Genomic DNA, 20,696 nt, shown 5'->3' on the forward strand with positions numbered 1-20,696 from the left:
GGCGACGGTATCCGACGCTACTGACAACCGCCTCCGGGCCGCCCCGAGCCCCGCCCTCCACGCTCAGCCCCCGGCCCCCACCGGGTCCGCCGCCAGCAGCGATGTCAGCGCGGTGATGTCCGCCGCCCCGTCCAGCCCCTCCACCGCCGCCTTGATCTCCCGCGCCCGGTCCCCGGCCGGCACGTCCGCCGTCAGCGCCGCGAACTTGCGCTCCAGGTCCGCCTCCGACAGCGGGTTCCCGGCCGCGCCCAGCGGGTGCTCGACGTCGCGCACGTACGTCTCGCCCGAGCGCGCGGTCACTTCTGTCACCGACGCCACCGACTGCCGCAGCGCGCCCGCGCGTTCGTCCAGGCCCGCGTCCCCCGTGACCGTGATGCGGGCGCTGAGCGCGGCGATCGCCGGGTCGGTCGTGCGGAGGTCGGTCATGATGTCGGCGAAGCCGACGCGGCCGCGGTGGGCGGCGACCGCCAGGACGTACTGCATGCAGTGGGAGCGCAGCGGGTTGGCGTCCACCACGTGGTACGACGAGCGCGGGGCGCGGACGGCCACGCGGTCGATGTCGCCGGGGCGCAGGTCGTGCGCCCGCATGATGCCGAGCAGCCCGTCGAGGGCGGCGGGGATGAACACGCAGCAGGAGTTGCGCTTGAAGAACAGCTCCCCGACCGCGTACCGCTCGCCGATACCGGCGAGCAGCGCCTCCTGGTCCCACTGTCCCGTGAAGGCGTGCCCGAAGGGGTACTTGCCGCCGAAGACGTCCGCGGGACCGCGCAGCCCGATCCCCGCGAGCGTGGCGGCCTGCACCCCGGCCTGGGCGGCGAGGCCGATGTTGAGGGGACGGGACTGCTCCGTGGGGTCGTCCACCCACGACAGCAGCCCGGACGCGCTCGTGCCCGCCAGCCCCAGCGCGGCCGCGAACCGCTCCTCGTCCAGGCCCAGCAGCAGCCCCGCGGCGACCGCGCTGCCGAACGTGCCCGCGACCGTCGTCGGGTGGAAGCCGCGCGCGTACTGGACGGCGGGGCCGAGGGCGTAGCTGACGCGGGCGGCGACGTCGATGCCGGCGACCGTGGCGGCCAGCACGTCGGCCCCGGAGGAGCGCTGCCGCTCCGCCACGGCGAGCGCGGCGGGGGCGACGACGGCGATGGCGTGGACGTTGGCGGAGGGGTGGTGGCTCTCGATGTCGCAGTAGTAGGCGAGCGTGCCGTTGGCGAGGGCTGCGGTGCTCGCGTCGGTGCGCAGCGCGGAGCCGAAGAGGCGGGAGGTGCCGGGGCCGGCTTCTGCGGCGGTCTTCTCCAGCAGGTCCATCACCGGGTAGCGGCGGGAGGTGGCGGCCATGAGGGCGCCGAGGCAGTCGTAGAGCGCGTTCTTCGCCTGGCGGACGACGGGGGCGGGGAGGCGGTCGTAGGCGAAGACGTCGAGGTGGTCGAGGAGTTGCTGCGTGCGGGTGCGGGACATGGCGGGATCCTCCCGGGTGCGGTGGTACGGAATCGGCGCGATCAGCGCGCGAGGCCGCGCAGTGCCGTGGTCATCCGGCCGAGGGCGGCCGCCCACACCGCCTCGTCGCGGGCGTAGCAGACCCGGAAGGAGCCGATGCCGCGCGGTCCGAACTGGTAGCCGGGGCTCACCAGGACGCCCGCCTCGCGCACGAGCCGGTCGGCGAGGACGTGGTCGGGCACGCCGAGCGCGGAGGCGTCGACGAAGAGGTACGCGGTCCCCGGCGGCCGGGGGCCGCCCCGGGCCCGTAGCCCGAGATCCGCTACGTCCGTCAGCCACGCCGCCGTCTGCTCGCGCAGGGCGCGCAGGTCGGCCAGCCGGTCCCGGACGAAGTCCTCGTCGTCGCGCAGCCAGCGCGTCAGCAGGTGCTGTGCGTACGCGGGTGCCCGCAGGGACATCGCGGCGAGCACGTCCTCCGCGCCGTCGGCCACGTCTCCCGGCGCGACGACGACGCCGACGCGGTAGCCCGACAGGGACTCGGTCTTGGACGGACCCGTGACGGTGGCGCAGCGGCCGCGCATGCCGGGCTCGGCGATCAGGCGGGGGAGCGGGGCGTCGTAGACGAGCCGGGCGTACAGCTCGTCGACGACGGCGAAGGCGTCGTGCTCGCGGACGAGCGCGGCGATCCCGGCGACGACGCCGGGCGGGTAGACCGCGCCGGTCGGGTTGTTGGGGTGCGAGAACAGCACGACGGAGGCGCCGCCGCGCAGCGCCGCGGCCAGCTCGGCCAGGTCGGGTACGAGGCCGTCGGGCGGGCCGGCCGGGCCCGGGATCAGGGGCACGTGGTGGACGTGCGCGCCGAGGAGCCGCACGATGCGCTCGCTGAACAGGTAGTCGGGGTCAACGAGGGCGACCGTGTCGCCGGGGGAGACGAGTGCGGCGAGGGTGGCGAAGAGCCCGGCCTGCGAGCCGGGGGTGAGGAGCAGTTCGCGGTCCGGGTCGACGGGGATGCCGAGGCGGCGGCCCAGCTCCTGCGCCACCGGCCGCCGGACGGCCGCGGCGCCGCGGTACGGGGTGTAGGCGTGGGCGCCGTCCGCCGCGGCGGCGGCGAAGGTCCCGGCGGCCCAGGGCGGCGGCGGGAAGCGGACGGTGTCGAAGTGCGTGGTGTCCAGCACGTCGCCGGTCACGCCGGCGGCCACGAAGCGGTCGGCCTCGCGGACGGACAGGCCCAGGCGCCCGGCGCGCTCGGGCAGGTGGAGGCGGCGGACGGCGGTGGCGCGGCCGTAGCCGGGCTTCCGGTCCGTACGCGCGGATCCGGGCTCCCGGCTCATCACACCGCCTCCGGCAGGCCCAGCAGCTCCGGCAGGCCGCGCAGGTCGGGCAGTTGGGCCGTGGGCGCGGGAGTGGTGGGGCGCAGCTCCTGGCCCTGCCGGTTGATCCACACGGTCGGGATGCCCATCGGTACGGAGCGCGGCAGGTCGACGTACTGCGACTGGGCCACGTGCACCGCCTCGTGCGGCTCCACGCCCGCGCGGCCGAGGACCAGTTCGAAGAGCGCCCGGTGCGGCTTGTACGCGCCGACCGCCTCGCCGGTGAAGACGTACGTGAAGGGGTCGCCCAGCTTGCGCACGCTGACGTCGATGATGTCGCGCTGGCTGTTGGAGATGGTGGCCAGCGGCGCGTGCGCGCCCAGCAGGCGCAGCGTTTCGACGCTGTCGGCGAAGGGGTCGGCTTCGGCCATCACGTCGCCGAGCGCGGCCAGTTCCGCGTCGTCCGCGGTGATCCCGGCCTCCGCGGCGAGGGCCTCGGCCATGGTCGTGGCGAGCAGGTCCCGGTAGGGCAGGAAGCGGCCGTGGACGGCGGGCAGGGCGTAGCCGTAGTACCAGCGGCGGTGGAAGGCGGCGACGTCCCTGTCCTGTACCCGTGCCGCGAACAGCGCGCGCAGGTGGGCGCGGAGGGCGCCGTCCCAGTCGATGAGGGTGCCGTAGGTGTCGAAGGTGATGAGCCGGGGGCGGGTCGGCAGCGGAGTGGGCATGGTTCGACCGTAGGATGGCTCTTGGACATTGGTCAAGAGCTAATAACTCATGTACGAAGCAGGAGGGGCTAGCCGGCGCTCCGTGTGCGCTTGCGCTCCCGGTAGGCGGTGACGTGCGCGCGGTTGCCGCAGCTCTTGGTGTCGCAGTAACGGCGCAGCCCCGGGCGGGAGGCGTCGACGAAGACGTTGGCGCAGTCGGCGCCGTCGCAGATCCGCAGCCGACCCGCGCCGCCGTCGGCGATCGCGGTCAGCAGCGCGACCACGCACGACGTCGCCACCCGCTCGCCCAGCGGCGCCCGCGGCCGGGTGTAGTGCCAGTGCCAGGCGCCGTCGTGGTCGGTGAGGTGGGGCTGCGCGCGCAGGTCGCGCAGGAGCGCGTTGAGGTCGGCGACGGACTTCTGCACGGGCGTGCCGCCGAAGACGAACCGCAGCCGCGGGCGCAGTTGCCGCAGCCGCTCCAGGTCGGCGGCTGACACCGTGCGGCCGACCTCCCAGTGGTGCCGGGCGAGGAGCGCGGCGGCGTCCTCGCCGTCGCGCAGCCGGTCCCTGCCGGTGATGACGTCCAGGCTGTTGACGAGGTCGACGGCCGTGAGCGCGGCCTGCCCCGTGTAATCACTTACGGCCATGGTGACTTCCGCTCGTACCCATTACTTAAGGCAAAGATATCAATGGCAGCGGGTGCGGCCGGGTCTGTCAGGCGACGCCCAGCGCCGCCCGTCCCGCGAGGACCACGGCGGTGTGCCGCGCGACCCGCCCGCCCAGGTGCTCGGCGGTCGCGATGTCGGCCTTGTGCACCGCGTCGGTGCCCAGGTCGCCCATGGTGGCCGCGGCGGCGCCGTTGAAGTAGCCGAGGCGGTTGAGGTCGTTCTCGCTCTCGTGGCTGAGGTGCCAGCCGGGCGCGAGGCCGAGGTTGACCCAGTGCATCTGGTGCTGGGCGGCGAGGGTCGCGAAGTACCCGAGGGTGATGTGCTTGTCGCCGGCCTTGCACGACGAGTGCGTGAAGCCCGCCCCGATCTTGTCCTTCCAGGACTGCTTCGACCAGCGCGTGCTGGTCGACTCGGCGAAGACGTGGAACGCGCCGGAGGCGGAGCCCATGAGCGTCGGCGCCCCGAACACGATGGCGTCCGCGGCGTCCAGCGTCTCCCAGTCGCCGTCCTGCATCTCCTCGACGAGCACCATGGCCACCGTGCCGCCCGCCGCCTCGGCGCCGGCCCTGACGGCCTCCGCCAGCACGTGGGTGTGTCCGCGGCGCGAGTGGTAGGCGATCGCGATGCTGGGTGACGTGTCCATCGAGTGGTTCCCCCGTTACCGGTCCATGGCCGATGCCTTAAAGGGCCAGGATCGGGCCGGGAGGTTGGCCGAGACTAACCCCTGACTTGACGCCCACTTGGCGCGGCGGCGCGCGGGGAAGGGGGCGGTCCCGGCCGCTCATCCGTGGCCGCTCTCGTAGTGCGCGCGGAGGAGGTCCAAACCCCAGTCGTGGCGCGTGTGGCGCCATACGGAGTGGGCGTGGTTGCCGTCGTCCTGGGTGTTGTCGTACTCGACGAGGAAGTCGGGGGCGCGTACGCAGTAGTAGTGCCGGTCGCCCGGGGCGAGGCCGCCGGCCCAGGCGAAGGAGAGCCGCTCCAGGCCCCCGGCCACGGTGTCCGACCAGCATGCGCGCGCGTACTCCTCGGGTGCCCGGGCCAGGTAGCGGCGGACCAGGCGCTCCAGCAGCGCTTGCTGGGCGGGTGTCATGGCCGCGTACGGCAGGCCCGGCGGCAGCAGGTCCGGGTCGGCGAAGGGGTCGGCGCGGGTGAGGATGTCGTCCGGGGGCTCCGCCGCGTAGACCGCCGTGCTGCGGGCGGCGGTGTCCAGGTCCGTGACCAGTTCCCGGGCCAGGTCCTCCTCGGGGCCCAGCAGCCGCCCTGCCCGCGGTCCCGAGGTGACCAGCGCGGGCTCGGAGCCGACGAAGTGCGGGGTCACCCGCAGCCCGGCGGGCGTGATCAGCACGTGTACGGCCAGGTGGTGGCCGTTCATCCGCCAGCCCCACGGTCCTTCGCCGTCCGGGTCGCCGAGCAGCCGCAGCCAGTAGCGGTCGGGCCCGGGGCGGCCGACCAGCTCGCGGCGGTGGCGCTCCACCTCGATCGCCCCGGCCGCCAGCCGCCCGCCGTGCGCGCTGTGCGCCGCGGCGAGCAGCGCGTCGACGGCCGCGCGCTGGTCGCCGTCCAGCTCCTCGGTGGACAGGCCGGGGCGGGGTCCTGGCACGTACGTCCACTCGCGCAGCTCGGGCGCGTCCAGCCGGGCGGGCCCGGCGCGCAGCTCCCGCACCTGCTCGGGCGCCAGCACCGACAGCAGCGCCTGCGCGGCCTCCCGCATCCGCGCCGCGGTCGCCGGCGCGCCGGCTTGCCCCGTCCCGGCTGCCGCCGCTGTTCCGTCGGACCCGCCCACCCGTTCCTCCTGCCCGTCACACGGTCACCGGGGGCGGCGCCCCCGGTGACCCATGGTGCAGTACGCGCGCTGCGCGCGGGCGGGGCTCACGCCGCGTTGAGCGTCCACTTCTGGTTGGCGCCGCCCGTACACGACCAGATCTGCGTCTTCGTGCCGTCCGCGGAGGTGTTGCCCGTGACGTCGAGGCACTTCCCCGAGCCCGCCCCCACGACGTCGTGGGTCACGGGATCGTACGACCACTGCTGCGCCGCCGTGCCGTTGCAGCCGTAGAGCTGGACGACGGTGCCGTTCGCCGTGGCCGCGCCGGCGACGTCCAGGCACTTGCCGAGCGCCCGTACGGTGCCGTCCGCGCCCACGGTCCAGCGCTGCGCGGTGCTGCCGTTGCAGCCGTAGATCTGCACGGGGGTGCCGTCCGCGGTGGCGCCGCCGGCGACGTCGAGGCACTTGCCGGCGATGCCGGTCAGCGTGCCCGTGCCCGTACCGGGTGCGGTGCCGGAGGGGGTGCCTGACCAGGTGAACGTGGCGGTGGTGCGGGCGGGCAGGGAGTAGACGAAGGACTGGCTGCCCCAGTCGACGCGTACGGAGCGCGCGGAAGTGCCGCCGTTGTGGGCGATCAGGGCCTTGGAGCCGTCCGGGTTCCGCCAGGCCACGTTCTGCACCGTGCTGCTCGCCGTGGAGGAGATGCGATGGGCGCCGGGCTTCACGAACTTGGTGAGGTGGCCGGTGGTGTAGTACTCGATGGTGTTGTCGACCTGACCCGCCCGCGGGCCGCCCTCCTGCACCGTGACCAGGCCCGTGCAGGTGCCGCAGCCGCCGTTGTGCGGGCCCATGTTCTGGTTGAGCGCGAGGCTCCACTTGACCACGCTGCCGCTCCAGTTGCGGGTGTAGTTGACGATGTCGGCCATGTCCTCGTTGTGCTGGTTGCCGATCCAGGTGCCGCCGGAGTGCTCGGTGCTGAACTGCGGGACGTTCGGGTACTGCTGGTGCACCTGGCTGCCGACGGCGGGGTCGCCGGCGTAGCCGTGCCAGGCGATGCCGCCGAAGAGCGGGTCGTTGCGCACCCCGGCGTCGGCGAGGATGGCCTGCCCGATCTGGCCGTAGTCGCCGTAGTTCCAGTCGTGCACGAGGACCTTGGTGGTGAGGCCGGCCGCGCGGAACGCCGGGTAGACGTGGTTCTTGGTGAACTCGATCAGGCCGGAGGAGTTCCAGCTCATGCCGGGGTAGTTCATGGCGGTGGGGTTGCCCGCCTGGCAGCAGTTGGGCTCGTTCTGCACCGAGATGTAGTCGACCTTGACTCCCGCGGCCTGGTAGCTCTGCACGTACTTGACCAGGTACTGGGCGTACATGGGGTAGTACTCCCACTTCAGCCAGCCCATCTGGTCCATCCGGCCGTTGTCCTTCATCCACCCCGGCGCGCTCCACGGCACGCCCTTCACGCGCAGCGCGGGGTTGAGCTGCTTGGCCTGGGCGGTGAGCAGCCGGACGTTCGTGTCGTAGCCGTTGGTGCCGAAGTCGTCCAGGGTGCAGCAGGTGTCGTCGAGCGAGACGTGCCCGGGCCTGGACAGGTCGGAGGCGCCGATCGGGTTGCGGACGAAGGAGAGCCCGATGCCGTCGGTCGGCGAGAACAGCCGGCGCATGACGGCGTCGCGGGTCTCGGCGCTGACCGGGCCGCCGCGCAGCAGGTACGCGGTGGTGTCGGTGATCGAGGCGCCGCCGCCCTCGAACTGCTGGTACGTCGTGCCCTCGTCGACCCGGATCGTCTGGTCCGCGCCGCCGCCGGCCGGGCCGAAGGCGAGCGGCGCCTGCTGCTGGAGGCCGCGGGTGACGTTGCGGCCGCCGGAGTCGGAGGTGGTGGTGAGCCACACGTCGACGCGCTCGCCGGCCGCGGCGGCCCGCGGGGCCAGTCCGGGGGCGGCGAGGAGGGCGGTGGCCAGCAGCAGGACGGCGGCGAGCAGCGCCGGCAGGCGGTGGCCGGGGGAGTGGGGGGTGCGGGGGTGGAGCCTGGGTGACGGGATCATGGTGTGCCCTCTCGTGGAGGAGTGCCCGTGCCTTCGGAAGCTGAAGGGTTTGCGGCTCGACAGGCTTATTTCACGGCGTGATTAAACTGATATGCCATGCTCGCGTCAAGAGGTCGGAATGCCTCCGTCCAGAAGTCGACGGCGGTACGCGCCCCGCCGCGCCACTCCGCCGCGACCGCCCTGCGGCGCCGGGCTCACCGCGCGCCCGCCCACCCGGCCGCGGCCACGACCTCCCCGGCGATCTCCGCCACCTTCCGCCCGTCCGTCCGCACCCGCACGGTGCCCGCGGCGGACCCCTCCGCCAGCCGCCGGGCCATGAGCGCGCTGCGCCGCACCTGCTCCGCCAGCTCCGAGCCCCGTTCGCGGCCTGCCAGCCGGGCGCGGGCGGTGGCGTCGGAGCCGGTGAGCAGGACGCGTACGAAGCGCGCGCCCTCGCCCAGGGCCCGCGAGTAGAGGCCGCTCTCGCTGGCCAGGACGCAGGCGGTGTTGGTGTAGATCAGCCGCCGGCAGCCGAGCGCGGCGTAGGTGCCCCAGACCGCCGCGAGGTTGCGCTCGGTGACCAGCGCGCGGTGCGGGTCGCCGGGCGGAGCGGGGTGGAGGTGGTCGAGGGCGTCGCCCTCGATCAGCGCGTGCCCGAGGTCCGCGGTGCGCAGGAGGGCCGAGACCTCGTAGCCGACGGTGGACTTGCCCACCCCGGACCGGCCGCCGATGAGCAGCACTTCGGTGATCGTCACCCGCGGAGCCTGCCACCGGCCGCGCCGGGTGTCACCCGGATTACCGGGCGCCGCCGCACCCGCCGCCGATCCCCGCGTGGCCGGGCTGCCGGGCACCGGGACCGGCCGCTCCGGCCGCATTGTCAGAGGGACGTTCTAGGGTGGCGGAGACCGCCGGCCGAGGAGCCGCGCGACCACTGACACACGGAGAGACGAGCATGACCGCCAGGAAGGACACGCCGGCGCCCGAGCAGCACGCCGCCGACAGCCACGACCTGATCCGTGTGCACGGAGCGCGCGAGAACAATCTGCGGAACGTCGACGTGGAGATCCCCAAGCGGCGGCTCACGGTCTTCACCGGCGTCTCCGGGTCGGGCAAGAGCTCGCTGGTCTTCGACACGATCGCCGCCGAGTCGCAGCGGATGATCAACGAGACGTACAGCACCTTCGTGCAGGGCTTCATGCCCACCCTCGCCCGGCCGGACGTGGACGTCCTCGAAGGGCTGACCACCGCGATCATCGTCGACCAGGAGCGCATGGGTGCCAACGTCCGCTCCACCGTCGGCACCGCCACCGACGCCAACGCGCTGCTGCGCATCCTCTTCAGCCGCCTCGGCGAGCCGCACGTCGGCCCGCCCAACGCCTTCTCCTTCAACGTCGCGTCCGCCCAGGGCACCGGCGCCGTCACCGTCGACCGCGGCGCGGGCGAGACGGTCGAGGTGGCCTTCACCAGCACCGGCGGCATGTGCCCGCGCTGCGAGGGCATGGGCCGCATCTCCGACATCGACCTGAGCGAGCTGTACGACGAGACGAAGTCGCTCGCCGAGGGCGCGATCACCATCCCCGGCTACAAGGCCGGCGGCTGGATGGTGCGCCTCTACGCGGACTCCGGCTTCTTCGACGGGGACAAGCCGATCGGCAAGTTCACCGACAAGGAGCTGCACGACTTCCTGTACCACGAGCAGACCAAGCTCAAGATCAGCGGCATGAACGTGACCTACGAGGGTCTCGTTCCGCGGGTGCAGAAGTCCTTCCTGTCCAAGGACCGTGAGTCGATGCAGCCGCACATCCGGGCCTTCGTGGACCGGATCGCCACCTTCGCCGCCTGCCCCGAGTGCGGCGGCACCCGGCTCAGCGAGGCCGCCCGCTCCGCCAAGGTCGCCGGCATCAGCATCGCCGACGCCTGCGCCATGCAGATCAACGACCTGGCCGAGTGGGCGCGCGCCCTGGACGAGCCCTCCGTGGCGCCGCTGCTGAAGACGCTGCGGGAGGCCCTCGACTCGTTCGTGGAGATCGGCCTCGGCTATCTCTCGCTCGACCGCCCCTCGGGCACCCTGTCCGGCGGCGAGGCGCAGCGCACCAAGATGATCCGCCACCTCGGCTCCTCGCTCACCGACACCACCTACGTCTTCGACGAGCCCACCACGGGGCTGCACCCGCACGACATCCGGCGGATGAACGACCTGCTGCTGCGGCTGCGCGACAAGGGCAACACGGTGATGGTCGTCGAGCACAAGTCGGAGGTTATCTCGATCGCCGACCACGTCGTGGACCTCGGCCCCGGCGCCGGCACCGCCGGCGGCACGGTCTGCTTCGAGGGCACGGTCGACGGGCTGCGCGCGGCCGGCACGGTCACGGGCCGCCACCTGGACGACCGCGCCGGGCTCAAGGACACCGTGCGCAAGGCCACCGGCGCGCTGGAGATCCGCGGTGCGAGCGCGCACAACCTCCAGAACGCCGACGTCGACATCCCGCTCGGCGTCCTGTGCGTGGTCACCGGCGTCGCCGGCTCCGGCAAGAGCTCGCTGGTGCACTCCTCGCTCCCCGCCGGCGCGGGCGTGGTCTCCGTCGACCAGGGCGCCATCCGCGGCTCCCGGCGCAGCAACCCGGCGACGTACACCGGGCTGCTCGACCCCATCCGCAAGGCGTTCGCGACCGCCAACGGCGTGAAGCCGGCGCTCTTCAGCGCCAACTCCGCGGGCGCCTGCCCCGCCTGCAAGGGCGCCGGCGTGATCTACACCGACCTCGGCATCATGGCCGGCGTCTCCACCACCTGCGAGGAGTGCGACGGCAAGAGGTTCCAGGCGTCCGTCCTCGACTACCGCTTCGGCGGGCGCGACATCAGCGAGGTGCTGGCCATGCCCGTCGCGGAGGCCGAGGAGTTCTTCGCCGGGGGCGAGGCCCGTACGCCCGCGGCGCACCGGATACTCCGGCGGCTGACCGACGTCGGCCTCGGCTACGTCAGCATCGGCCAGCCGCTGACCACCCTGTCCGGCGGCGAGCGGCAGCGGCTCAAGCTGGCCACGCACATGGGCGACAAGGGCGGGATCTACGTCCTGGACGAGCCGACGACAGGACTGCACCTGGCGGACGTGGAGCAGTTGCTCGGGCTGCTCGACCGGCTGGTCGACGGCGGCAAGTCGGTCATCGTCATCGAGCACCACCAGGCCGTCATGGCGCACGCCGACTGGATCGTCGACCTCGGCCCCGGCGCCGGCCACGACGGCGGCCGGGTCGTCTTCGAGGGCACGCCGGCCGACCTGGTCGCCGACCGGTCGACGCTCACCGGGGAGCACCTCGCGGAGTACGTCGGGGCGTAGCGCGGCGGCGGGGACGGATACGCGAAGCCGCAGGCCGCAGGCCGGAGATGCGGAGGGAGGTGGGGGAGTGAGGCTGGACGACCTCGTCCGGCTGCGCCGGGCCCGGGACGCGATGGACCGCGACTACGCGCGCCCGCTGGACGTGGCGGAGCTGGCGCGGGTCGCGCTCATGTCGCCCGGCCACTTCTCCCGCAGCTTCCGCGCCGCGTACGGGGAGACGCCGTACAGCTATCTGATGACGCGCCGGATCGAGCGCGCCAAGGCGCTGCTGCGGCGCGGCGACCTGTCGGTGACCGAGGTGTGCTTCGCGGTCGGCTGTTCCTCGCTGGGGTCGTTCAGCTCGCGCTTCACCGAGCTGGTCGGCGAGAGCCCGAGCGCCTACCGGGCCCGTACCCACGACGACGGCGCCGCCGTCCCCGCCTGCCTCGCCAAGATCCACACGCGGCCGGTGCGGAAGCGGGGGGCGCCGCCTCCTCCGGTAGCGTGAGCCGCATGGGAATCGTGCTCTCGCAGTGCTTCATCGCCGTCGACGACCACGACAAAGCCCTGGCCTTCTACCGCGACGTCCTCGGTCTGGAGGTCCGCAACGACGTCGAGTTCGAGGGCACCCGCTGGGTGACCGTGGGGTCGCCCGAGCAGCCCGGCGTGAACATCGTCCTCGAACCGCCGGCGGCCGACCCGCAGGCCACGCCCGCGGACCGGGACGCCATGGCGCGGCTGCTGGCGAAGGGCCTGCTGTACGGCGTCATCTTCACCACCGACGACGTCGACGCGACGTTCGCGCGCATCGCCGCCTCCGGCGCGGAGGTGCTGCAGGAGCCGGTCGACCAGCCCTTCGGGGTACGGGACTGCGCGTTCCGCGACCCGGCGGGCAACCTGCTCCGCTTCAGCCAGCCGCCCCGCGCCTGACCCCGCCCGGCCGGCGCGCGCCGCTAGCGCGCGCCCTCCAGCCGGGCCGAGCGGGCCGCGGCGGCCTCCGCGACCCGGCGGCTCTCCCGCGCGGTGCGCTCGGCGTCCGCCACCCGCTCGCGGGCCTTCTCCACCTGCCAGTGCGCCGCGTCCCGCGCCGCGCTCGCCGCCTCCATCTCCCGCTCCAGCACGGCGATGTACTCCTGGGCCTGGCGCAGCCCGGCCTCGGCCCTGGCCCGCTGCTGCTCGGCCTGGCGCACCTCGCCGTCCAGCCGGACGGCCTGCCACTGCGCCTCCTCGGCCTCCTGGCGCGCGCTGAGCATCTCCAGGAAGCCGGCCAGGTTCCGCACCGCACCGGCCATCTGCTGGAGCATGAACGCGGCGGCCGCCACGTCGTGCACCTCGAAGTTGTTGGCGCTGCCGGTCTCGTCCGACACCCGCAGGAACGGCCGCCCGGGGCTGCCGTCGGTCAACGAGTACGCGCACAGATCCACATCGAACCCCACTGTCTGGCGCGGGTCGGCCCGCCCCTGGAACATCGCCCCGGCATTCCAGCCCAGGTGCAGTACCCGGGTCAGGTCGTCACCGAGAGCCCCGAAATGGTCTTCCGGTGAGTCGGCCATGTTGCACCACGGCGGACAGACGAATTGGAGGCATTCATCCATGACGGTCACCCTCTTCGTATCGTCACGAACCGCCCCCGACTGGAGTGTTGTCGCCCGCAGGGGGTAAGGGGCGCGGGAGTGCCGATGACGCGGGGTGTCGAACTCGCCGCGCACGAACCGGTGATGGCGGTGCCCGCGGCCCGGGACGCACCTGCATGCGCATGCGTACGCAGGAGTAAGTCCCGTGCCGCAAAGGGGAGTTACTTGTCGGCGAGCGCCCGGTCCACGAGCGCGCCGGCCGCGCCGGTGTACGACGCGGGGTCGAGGAGCGCCGCCAGCGCCGGTTCGTCGAAGTGTTCGGCGATCGCGGGCACGGCCGCGAGGATCCCCGGCAGGCCCGCGCCCGTACGCTCCGATTCCGCCGCCGCGTCGGTGAGCAACTGCTTCGCGCGCGCCTTGCCGAGCAGTGGCGCGAGTACCGCCGCGAGGCGCTCGGAGGTGACGAGGTTCTCCGTCAGCCGCATGTTGGCGCGCATGCGCTCGGGCCTGACCTGAAGCCCCTCCGCCAGCTCGACCGCGGTGTGCGCCGCGCCGCCCGCCAGCCGCAGGCACTCGCGCAGCAGGTGCCACTCGGCGTGCCACGCGCCGGCGGAGCGCTCGTCCTCGGTGACCATGCACTGTGTGACCGCGGCGGCCAGCGCCGGGACCTGGAGGGAGGCGCTGCGGATCAGGGTGGCGAGGACCGGGTTCCGCTTGTGCGGCATCGCGGAGGAGCCGCCGCGCCCCGCCACCGCGGGCTCGGCCACCTCGGCGACCTCGGTCCTGCCGAGGGACTGCACGTCGACGGCGATCTTGCCGAGCGCCCCGGCGACGAGGGCGGTGACGGCCGCGACGTCGGCGATCGGGGTGCGCAGCACGTGCCAGGGCAGGGTGGCGGGCGCGAGTCCGGTCTCGTCGGCGAACGCCGCGGTCAGCCGCTCGACGTATGCGCCGGAGTCCTCCGTGCCCGCGCCGTCCAGGGCCGCGTATTCCAGGTACCCGGCCAGCGTGCCCGCCGCCCCGCCGAGCGACACGGGCAGCCCGCCGGCCAGCACCCGCTCCAGTCGCTCGGCCGCGTCCAGCACCAGCGCCCGCCAGCCTGCGGCCTTCAGCCCGAACGTCGTCGGCACCGCGTGCAGCGTCAGGGTCCGCCCGGCCATCAGCGTGTCGCGGTGCCCGGCCGCCAGCTCCGCCAGGGCGCCCGCGGTGCGCAGCAGGTCGGCGTGGACGAGGCGCAGCGCCCGGTCGCACACCAGCATCGCGCCGGTGTCGAAGACGTCCTGGCTGGTCGAGCCCCGGTGCACGTACTCGGCGGCCGCGGGGTCGTGTTCGGCCACCACCCCGCTGAGCGCCTTGACCAGCCCGACCACCGGGTTGGCCGTCTCGCGGGCGGCGCAGGCGAGCGCGCGCAGGTCGAGCAGCTCGGCGCGGGCCGCGCCGGTGATCGCGGCGGCGGCGGTCGCGGGCATGGTGCCCGTACGGGCCTGGGCCCGCGCCAGCGCCGCCTCGGCGTCCAGCATCGCCTGCAGCCACGCGCGGTCCGACACGGCGGCTTCGACGGGGGTGCCGGCCCGTACGGGGGACAGGAGGCCGGCGTCGAGGTCGGTGGTCACGAAAGCTCCTCGGTGGCGTGCGGGCGCGGGCCGTCCGCGGGGGTGAGGGCGAGGACGGCGCGGGCGATGGCGTCGGAGTCGCCGAGCGTCACGGAGTTCACCCCGGGGCGTATACCCGCGGCGGTCACCCAGTGCACGGCCTCGGTCGGTACGCCGTAGGCGAAGCGGCGGGGGTGGAGCAGTCCCGCGGCGTCGAGCAGGCGGTACGGGCGCTCGCCGACGGCCAGGCCGCCGGTCACCACGTCGGCGCCGGAGTCGCTGGAGATGCGGTACGGGCGGCACTGGCCGGTGTCGAGGAGATGGGTGAGCAGCGGGTCGGCGGTGCGCCGGATGTCGGGCTCGGGCAGCCGCGCCTCGATCAGCGCCGCGGCCCGCACCGGCGGGCCCTTGACCCGGCTCGACTCGGCGACGAACGCCGGTTCCCCGCTCGTACGGTCGATGCGTACGCGCAGCTCCGGGCCCATGAACTCCAGGACGCCCGCGTTGGCCAGGGCGATGGTCTCCTCGATCCGGGAGGCGGGCGGGCCGATGGACAGGTAGGCGTTCAGCGGCGTGTACCAGTTCTGCAGGTCGTCGCGGTACGAGATGCCCTCCAGGCCGCCGTGGTCGACCACGAGGCGGATCTCGTTGCGCAGGTCGCGCAGCACGTCGAGCGCCGCCTTGAGCGGCCCGCTGACGTTGCCCTCGCGGGCTTCGCGGACGTCCTCTGCGAGGTGCCCGAGCAGCCAGTCGCGGAACTCGTCCCGGCCGGCGAACTCGCGTGTCGCGTACGGGCGGTCGATACGGTCCCAGTCCCAGCGGTCCGCGGCGGGTATCTGGTGCTCGTCGAGCAGCGCGGCCTCCACCTCGGCGGTCGGCGCGGCGAGGTACCGCGCGACGAACGCCTCCCGCTCCGTACCCCGGCCCCGGGCCGCGAGGAGGGCGCCGTAGTAGACGCTCGCGACCTCCTTGGCGATCAGCGGCCACAGGTCGACGGCGAAGTACACCCGCCGGCCCGCGGCGCCGCGCTCGCGCAGCCGGGCGATGACCTCGGGGGTGAGCAGCCGCGGCTCGTAACGGCCGTGCGCGCCCTTCTCGTTGTGGCCGCGGGCGTGGTACGGAACGCCGCGCCGGGAGCCGGCGAACAGCCGCGGCTCGCGGCCGGACGGCCGGTACACCAGCCGGTCGCCGCTGCGCTCGAACCGGCCGCCGCGGCCGGTGGTGAGCAGCGCGAGGTGGTCGAAGAAGTTGAGCCCGAGCCCGCGCAGCACCACGTTCTCCCCCGGCCGGATCCCGGACAGGTCGGCGTCGGCGGGGTTCACGGGAGTGACGAGCACGAGCCCGCACGCGGCCGCCTCCCGCGCCAGTTCCTTCTCGCGCTCGGTGGCGCGCGCCGGCAGGTGCCCCTGGGCGAGGACGACGGCGTCGAGGTGGCGTAACCGGGTGCCGTCCGCGAGGGCGAGGCACTGGCCGGCCCCGTCCTCCTCCTCGTCCAGCGCGACCGCCGTGGACCGGTGGACCTGTACGGTGACGTGCTCCGGGGCACCGGCCACCACCCGGTGGAAGGTGTCGCCCAGGTAGTGCCCGTAGAACGCCCGCGTCGGATAGTCGTCAGGGCCCAACTGCCGGGCCTCGGCCAGCGCCCCGCCCGGCAGCCCGGGGCCCGCCGCGTCGCCCCGTACGACGGATCGCGCCCACTCGTACAGGCTGGGCCCGGCCTCGATCGGCCCCTCCATCTCCACGCTGTCGTCGGTGTAGACGGTGACCTGGGAGGCGACGGTGTTCATGAGCAGCAGATCCGGCTGGTCCGTGCGCCACACCCGGCCCGCCCCCGGCGGGTGCGGGTCGACGACGTGGATGCGCAGTTCCCCGTGGGCCGGGGACTTGCGCTCGTTGGCGCAGATCCGCTCCAGGACCGACAGGCCGCGCGGCCCGGCGCCGACGACGCAGACGTTCAACTGCCCGTTGGACATGGACACCTACTCCTCGGAAGCGATGTACAGGACCCTTGGGCGGGAGAATTCCACAATGCCCGACCTCACAGCGATGACAAGTTCCTGTGAGGTGGCCGCGACCGGCTCCAGCGGCAGGGCGCTGACGTGCGGATCGCCGCCCCGGCGGGGCGCCGGCCCGCACCCTCCCCGCACCGGTCGGTGGAGCCGCCCCGCCACGTCAGGCCCGGGCCCGCGGCCGTCACGCGGTAGCGTCGGCCGTGTGCGCTACGTGATCACCGCCCCGGTGTGCCGGTCGTGAACCCGGGCAGTACGGGCTCGCGTACCCGGTGGACGCGCATCGGGCGGCTCTGGTGGGTGCTGGCGGCCGGGCTGGTCACGGTGGGGCTGCTGCTGGCGGTCTCGCAGCGCGGCGAACTGCGCCGCGCCCTCGAACTGCTGACCCACGTCAGCCCCGCCAAGGCGCTGGTCGCGCTGCTGTGCCAGGCGGTGTCCCTGGCGTGTCTGGCCGGGCTGCAGCAGTGGCTGCTGGCGGTCGGCGGGGTGCGGGTGTCGCTGGCCGCAATGGGCCGGATGGTGCTGGCGGCGAACGCGATGGCCGGTGCGCTGCCGGGCGGTGCCGCCTTCGGCGCGGCCTGGCTCTACCGCGAGTTCCGGCGCCGGGGCGCCGACCGGGCGCTGACGGCCGGGGTGCTGGCGGCCTCCGGAGTGCTGTCCGCGCTGGCCCTGGTGGTCGTGATCGTGCTGGGCGTGCTCATGGCCGGGACCCGGGGGCCCGGCACGGCCCTGCTGTGGACCCTCGCCATCCTGGCGCTGCTGGCCGTGGCCGGCCTGATCGTGCTGCGCTCGCCGGCCGTACGGAAGGCGATCGGCCGCCGCTGGGAGCGGATCGCGGCCCGGCACGAAAGCCTCGGCTCGGCCGGGCGGGCGACGCGGGAACTGGTCGAGCACGCCCGCACGGTCCGGCCCGGACTGCGGCCCTGGCTGACGCCGGCCGCGCTGGCCCTGCTCAACTGGCTGCTCGACGCGGCCTGTCTGCTGGCCAGCCTGTGGGCGCTGGGCCTCCCGGTGCCCTGGAGCGGTCTGCTGCTCGCCTTCGCGCTGGTGCAGATCCCGGTCAGCGCCCGCATCACCCCCGGCGGCCTCGGCATCGCGGAGGCCAGCCTGACGGGCCTGCTGGTCGTCTACGGCCTCCACCCCGGCCAGGCGTTCGCGGCCACCCTGCTCTACCGGATCTTCAGTTACTGGCTGCTCGAACCGATCGGCTGGGGGTGCTGGCTCGCCACCGCCCTGGAGCGCAAGCGCTGAGCGGGCCGGGGGTGAGGCGGCCGGGCGTGGCGCCGGGAGTCATCCGCCGCCCAGGCGGACGGCCTTGACCAGCAGGAGCAGCGCGCCGAGCAGCAGGTAGCAGCGCAGCAGGACCATGGCGGTCCTGCGCCCCGCCGACCACCGTACGGGCGCGAGGAGGGCCAGCGGCGGCATGCGCCAGGCCGCCTTCTCCGCGGCCGATGCCGCGGGCCGGCCCGGCCGGCGCGTACGGAGGCGGAAGGCGACGGCGGCCACGGAGACCAGCGCCGCGGCGAACGCCGCCCCGAGCCACAGGAGGAGCCGGCCCGCGTCGACGTGCGGGAGGACCGTCGAGACCATCAGCGTGCCGGAGAGCAGGAGGAGCACGGTGACGATCAGGCCGGCGACGGCGTTCAGCCACCGCCGGTTGACCCACGGGCCGAGGACCGCCGGGTCGTTGCAGAGCAGCAGCAGGAAGACGGTCGCCGACGGCAGCAGCAGCCCGGCCAGGGCCTGGACCGCCTCGGTGATGACGCCGAGGGGCGCGCCGGGGAGGAGCACGATGCCCGCGGCGGCGAGCACGAGCGTGCCGTACGAGAGGTAGAACGGCCGCGCCTCGCGGAAGCCCCGGCGCAGCGAGTGCCGTACGCGGAAGACGTCACCGAAGGCGTAGCTGGTGGCGAGGGTGACCGCGGCGGCGCCGATGATGCTGGCGTCCAGCAGGATGACGGCGAACATCACGCCGAGGGCGGTGTGGTGCGCACCGAGGGCGTCGGCGATGCCGGCCGCGTCGGTGAAGTGGCCCTGGGCGGAGGTGCCGCGGACGGCGAAGTCGGCGACCATCATCAGCGCCGCCGCGCCCGCGACCACGACGAGGGAGCCGAGGACGGTGTCGGCGCGCTCGTAGCCGATGAAGCGCGGGGTGATGCGCTTGTCGATGACGTTGGACTGCTGGAAGAAGAGTTGCCAGGGGGCGACGGTGGTGCCGACGATGGCGATGACCAGGAGCACGGCGTCGCCGGAGACGCCGCCCTGGATGCCGGGGGAGACGAAGTCGCGGGCGGCCCGGCCCCAGTGCGGCTGGCTCAGCAGCGTGAGCGGCACGATGAGCAGGCTCACCGCGATGAAGACGAACATCGACCGCTCCCAGCGGTGGAACGCGCCGCCGGCGGTGACCGCGATCAGCAGCAGCGCCGCCAGCGGCACGGCGACGTACCGGGAGACGCCGAGGTGGGTGGCGGCCAGGGAGACGCCGATGAACTCCGTGACGATGGTGAGGAAGTTGAGGACGAACAGGTCGCCGACGCTGAACCAGCCCCAGAAGCGCCCGAACCGCTCCATGATCAGCCGGGCGTGGCCGACCCCGGTGACCGCGCCGAGCCTGACCACCATCTCCTGGTTCACCACGAGGACCGGGATCAGCAGGAGCAGCACCCACAGCAGCGAGTAGCCGAAGTCCTGGCCCGCCTGCGCGTACGTGGCCACGCCGCCGGCGTCGTTGTCCCCGACCATGACGATCAGCCCCGGGCCGGTGATCGCCAGCATCGTCACCACCCGGGTGCGCAGCCCCCGGCCCCCGCCGTCCCCGGCTTCGGCGCGCACCCGGCCGAGCGCCCCGCGGATCTCCTCCGTCTCGTCCGTTTCGCCCGTGCTGCCCGTCCCGCCCGGCGCGTCGCCGCTCATGCGGAGCCGGGCGGTGGGGCCGGCGGCCGGTACGGCGGGCGGGTGGCCCCGGCCCGCTGCCGCCAGTCCCGCGGCACGATCACCTCCAGCACGTCGTCGACGGTGATCAGCCCCAGGATCCGGTCCCCGTCGTCGACGACCGGGACGACCAGCAGGTTGTGGTCCGTCATCAGCAGGGCCACGTCCTCGACGTCGGCGTCAGGACCGACCCGTACCGGATCCGCGTCCGCCAGATCCCCCAGGCGCCGCGCGGGATCGGCCTGGACGAGCTCCACCAGCGGTACGACCCCCGCCAGCCGGTGGTCCTCCGCCGTCACGAAGACGCTCGTCAGCGACTCCGGCTGGAGCGCGCCGGCGTCCCGTACCGCCGCGAACGCCTCCTCGGCCGTACCCGAGCCGGGAAACGTCAGCACGTCCAGGGACATCAGCCCGCCCGCGCTCGCCGGGTGGAACCCCAGCAGCGTCAGCACCCGCAGCCGCTGCTTGGCGCCCAGGGCGTCCAGGACGGGCTGCCGCCGCTCCTGCGGCAGCTCGCCCACGGCGTCGGCCGCGTCGTCCGCGGCCATCCGCTCCAGCACCGCCGCGATCTCGGCGTCCGACCGCTTGAGCAGCAGCCGGGCCTGCACGTCCGGCTCCAGCTCCTCGAACACGTCGGCTTCCAGCTCCGGGTCCGCGCCGACCGCCCGGAGGAGGTCCCGCGACTCGCCGCGGTCCGCCTCCTCCAGCAGATCCGCCAGCACGGCCGGCTTCAGCCGCCCCAGCCGGCCGTGCACCCGCCGGCCGGGCACCGTGGCGGCGTGCCCGATCAGCGGTTCGAACGACTTCCAGTCCCGCCAGCCGGAACCGGTCCGGCCGCCGCGGCGCAGCCAGCGGGGCCGGCGCCGCCGGGTGCCGACCCTGGTCACCGCCCAGCCCGCGGCCACCGGCTCCAGCAGCACGTCGTACACCCGGACGAACTCGGCCTCCCGCACGTCGATCAGGCGGTGCCCCAGCACGTCGGTACGGAGCAGCACCTCGCCCCCGCGCCGCTCGAACGCGCGCACGTCCAGCCGCCCGCTCGTGAGGGTCACCCCCTCCGCGCCCCACCGCTCCACCTGGTCGGCGGGCACGAACACCTCGCGCTGGCCCAGTTCCCCCACCACCCCCGTCACCAGCGGGTACTCCGGTCCGCGCAGCCGCACGATGACGTCCGAGACCCGCCCGACGACCTCCCCGTGCCGGCCGAACAACGGCCTGCCCACGACCTCCGCCAGCCCAAGGGAACCCTCCATGGGGAACAAAATAGACATTCAACCCAGCTCGCGCGGGCGCGGACACGACCCCGGCCCTGTGCTCCGGACACCGGGGACGCCGGGTGAAGGGGCGGTGTCGCTGACCTGCCGCCCGGGATCGGTGCCCCACG

General features: G+C 74.1%; 17 protein-coding genes. 4 read left to right on the top strand and 13 right to left on the bottom strand.

What is annotated here, in order from left to right:
• Positions 1-63 precede the first annotated feature (63 nt).
• The 8 genes from CXR04_RS24585 to CXR04_RS24620 form a co-directional block, all read right to left on the bottom strand.
• On the bottom strand, positions 64-1,452 hold the full coding sequence (locus tag CXR04_RS24585; RefSeq protein WP_101426576.1) for an MmgE/PrpD family protein: 1,389 nt from the start codon (positions 1,450-1,452) through the stop codon (positions 64-66).
• 41 nt (positions 1,453-1,493) lie between these two features.
• Positions 1,494-2,762 carry a pyridoxal phosphate-dependent aminotransferase gene (locus CXR04_RS24590; RefSeq protein ID WP_101424454.1) on the bottom strand — a complete coding sequence of 423 codons (1,269 nt, stop codon included), beginning with the start codon at positions 2,760-2,762 and terminating at the stop codon, positions 1,494-1,496.
• Entirely contained in the window at positions 2,762-3,466 is a 705-nt protein-coding gene (locus CXR04_RS24595; RefSeq protein ID WP_101424455.1) for an HAD-IA family hydrolase, read from the bottom strand. Before CXR04_RS24595 ends, CXR04_RS24590 begins: the two co-directional genes overlap by 1 nt.
• Positions 3,467-3,534: 68 nt before the next feature.
• Positions 3,535-4,092, bottom strand: a complete 558-nt coding sequence (locus CXR04_RS24600) for a CGNR zinc finger domain-containing protein (protein ID WP_101424456.1) — start codon at positions 4,090-4,092, stop codon at positions 3,535-3,537.
• Positions 4,093-4,159: 67 nt separating this feature from the next.
• Complete coding sequence (locus CXR04_RS24605; RefSeq protein ID WP_101424457.1) at positions 4,160-4,756, bottom strand: flavodoxin family protein; 597 nt, start codon at positions 4,754-4,756, stop codon at positions 4,160-4,162.
• Positions 4,757-4,894: 138 nt separating this feature from the next.
• Positions 4,895-5,896, bottom strand: coding sequence for a DUF3500 domain-containing protein (locus CXR04_RS24610; RefSeq protein ID WP_234380464.1), 1,002 nt, complete (start codon positions 5,894-5,896; stop codon positions 4,895-4,897).
• Between the two features lie 86 nt (positions 5,897-5,982).
• On the bottom strand, positions 5,983-7,914 hold the full coding sequence (locus CXR04_RS24615; protein WP_101424458.1) for a ricin-type beta-trefoil lectin domain protein: 1,932 nt from the start codon (positions 7,912-7,914) through the stop codon (positions 5,983-5,985).
• 194 nt (positions 7,915-8,108) lie between these two features.
• Positions 8,109-8,648, bottom strand: coding sequence for a hypothetical protein (locus tag CXR04_RS24620; protein ID WP_101424459.1), 540 nt, complete (start codon positions 8,646-8,648; stop codon positions 8,109-8,111).
• Between the two features lie 197 nt (positions 8,649-8,845).
• On the opposite strand from CXR04_RS24620, the gene CXR04_RS24625 reads away from it, so the two are divergent.
• The 3 genes from CXR04_RS24625 to CXR04_RS24635 all read left to right on the top strand — a co-directional run bounded on the left by CXR04_RS24625 (position 8,846) and on the right by CXR04_RS24635 (position 12,136).
• Positions 8,846-11,227 carry an ATP-binding cassette domain-containing protein gene (locus tag CXR04_RS24625; RefSeq protein ID WP_101424460.1) on the top strand — a complete coding sequence of 794 codons (2,382 nt, stop codon included), beginning with the start codon at positions 8,846-8,848 and terminating at the stop codon, positions 11,225-11,227.
• Between the two features lie 112 nt (positions 11,228-11,339).
• Positions 11,340-11,714 (top strand): helix-turn-helix transcriptional regulator, encoded by a 375-nt coding sequence (locus CXR04_RS24630; protein ID WP_199850666.1) that lies wholly within the window; start codon positions 11,340-11,342, stop codon positions 11,712-11,714.
• 5 nt (positions 11,715-11,719) lie between these two features.
• Entirely contained in the window at positions 11,720-12,136 is a 417-nt protein-coding gene (locus CXR04_RS24635) for a VOC family protein (RefSeq protein ID WP_101426578.1), read from the top strand.
• 23 nt (positions 12,137-12,159) lie between these two features.
• On the opposite strand, the gene CXR04_RS24640 is transcribed toward CXR04_RS24635, so the two are convergent.
• From CXR04_RS24640 to CXR04_RS24650, 3 genes are all read right to left on the bottom strand, one after another.
• The gene (locus tag CXR04_RS24640; protein WP_234380465.1) at positions 12,160-12,759 is read right to left on the bottom strand and encodes a hypothetical protein; all 600 of its coding nucleotides are present in this window, start codon (positions 12,757-12,759) and stop codon (positions 12,160-12,162) included.
• A 242-nt stretch (positions 12,760-13,001) separates the two neighbouring features.
• On the bottom strand, positions 13,002-14,393 hold the full coding sequence (locus CXR04_RS24645; RefSeq protein ID WP_101424462.1) for a lyase family protein: 1,392 nt from the start codon (positions 14,391-14,393) through the stop codon (positions 13,002-13,004).
• Complete coding sequence (locus CXR04_RS24650) at positions 14,390-16,345, bottom strand: FAD/NAD(P)-binding protein (protein WP_101424463.1); 1,956 nt, start codon at positions 16,343-16,345, stop codon at positions 14,390-14,392. Before CXR04_RS24650 ends, CXR04_RS24645 begins: the two co-directional genes overlap by 4 nt.
• A 276-nt stretch (positions 16,346-16,621) precedes the next feature.
• Here CXR04_RS24650 and CXR04_RS24655 point away from each other — a divergent pair, with 276 nt between their 5' ends.
• Positions 16,622-17,632, top strand: a complete 1,011-nt coding sequence (locus tag CXR04_RS24655) for a lysylphosphatidylglycerol synthase transmembrane domain-containing protein (RefSeq protein WP_234380467.1) — start codon at positions 16,622-16,624, stop codon at positions 17,630-17,632.
• Positions 17,633-17,671: 39 nt separating this feature from the next.
• Here the strand turns inward: CXR04_RS24655 and CXR04_RS24660 are convergent, their stop codons facing one another.
• Together CXR04_RS24660 and CXR04_RS24665 are read right to left on the bottom strand one after the other, a co-directional pair.
• Positions 17,672-19,294: an NRAMP family divalent metal transporter gene (locus CXR04_RS24660; protein WP_101424464.1), complete on the bottom strand. Its 1,623-nt coding sequence runs from the start codon at positions 19,292-19,294 to the stop codon at positions 17,672-17,674.
• The gene (locus tag CXR04_RS24665) at positions 19,291-20,565 is read right to left on the bottom strand and encodes a magnesium transporter MgtE N-terminal domain-containing protein (RefSeq protein WP_101424465.1); all 1,275 of its coding nucleotides are present in this window, start codon (positions 20,563-20,565) and stop codon (positions 19,291-19,293) included. Before CXR04_RS24665 ends, CXR04_RS24660 begins: the two co-directional genes overlap by 4 nt.
• Positions 20,566-20,696: the final 131 nt, after the last annotated feature.

Origin of the sequence: Streptomyces sp. CMB-StM0423, assembly GCF_002847285.1 — a bacterium.
Classification (GTDB): Bacteria; Actinomycetota; Actinomycetes; order Streptomycetales; family Streptomycetaceae; genus Streptomyces.

Excerpts from the sequence above, each read along its gene's own strand:
- CXR04_RS24585 (WP_101426576.1), bottom strand. The coding sequence starts at position 1,452 with ATGTCCCGCACCCGCACGCAGCAACTCCTCGACCACCTCGACGTCTTC.
- CXR04_RS24590 (WP_101424454.1), bottom strand. The coding sequence starts at position 2,762 with ATGAGCCGGGAGCCCGGATCCGCGCGTACGGACCGGAAGCCCGGCTAC.
- CXR04_RS24595 (WP_101424455.1), bottom strand. The coding sequence starts at position 3,466 with ATGCCCACTCCGCTGCCGACCCGCCCCCGGCTCATCACCTTCGACACC.
- CXR04_RS24600 (WP_101424456.1), bottom strand. The coding sequence starts at position 4,092 with ATGGCCGTAAGTGATTACACGGGGCAGGCCGCGCTCACGGCCGTCGAC.
- CXR04_RS24605 (WP_101424457.1), bottom strand. The coding sequence starts at position 4,756 with ATGGACACGTCACCCAGCATCGCGATCGCCTACCACTCGCGCCGCGGA.
- CXR04_RS24615 (WP_101424458.1), bottom strand. The coding sequence starts at position 7,914 with ATGATCCCGTCACCCAGGCTCCACCCCCGCACCCCCCACTCCCCCGGC.
- CXR04_RS24625 (WP_101424460.1), top strand. The coding sequence starts at position 8,846 with ATGACCGCCAGGAAGGACACGCCGGCGCCCGAGCAGCACGCCGCCGAC.
- CXR04_RS24630 (WP_199850666.1), top strand. The coding sequence starts at position 11,340 with ATGGACCGCGACTACGCGCGCCCGCTGGACGTGGCGGAGCTGGCGCGG.
- CXR04_RS24635 (WP_101426578.1), top strand. The coding sequence starts at position 11,720 with ATGGGAATCGTGCTCTCGCAGTGCTTCATCGCCGTCGACGACCACGAC.
- CXR04_RS24640 (WP_234380465.1), bottom strand. The coding sequence starts at position 12,759 with ATGGCCGACTCACCGGAAGACCATTTCGGGGCTCTCGGTGACGACCTG.
- CXR04_RS24650 (WP_101424463.1), bottom strand. The coding sequence starts at position 16,345 with ATGTCCAACGGGCAGTTGAACGTCTGCGTCGTCGGCGCCGGGCCGCGC.
- CXR04_RS24660 (WP_101424464.1), bottom strand. The coding sequence starts at position 19,294 with ATGAGCGGCGACGCGCCGGGCGGGACGGGCAGCACGGGCGAAACGGAC.
- CXR04_RS24665 (WP_101424465.1), bottom strand. The coding sequence starts at position 20,565 with ATGGAGGGTTCCCTTGGGCTGGCGGAGGTCGTGGGCAGGCCGTTGTTC.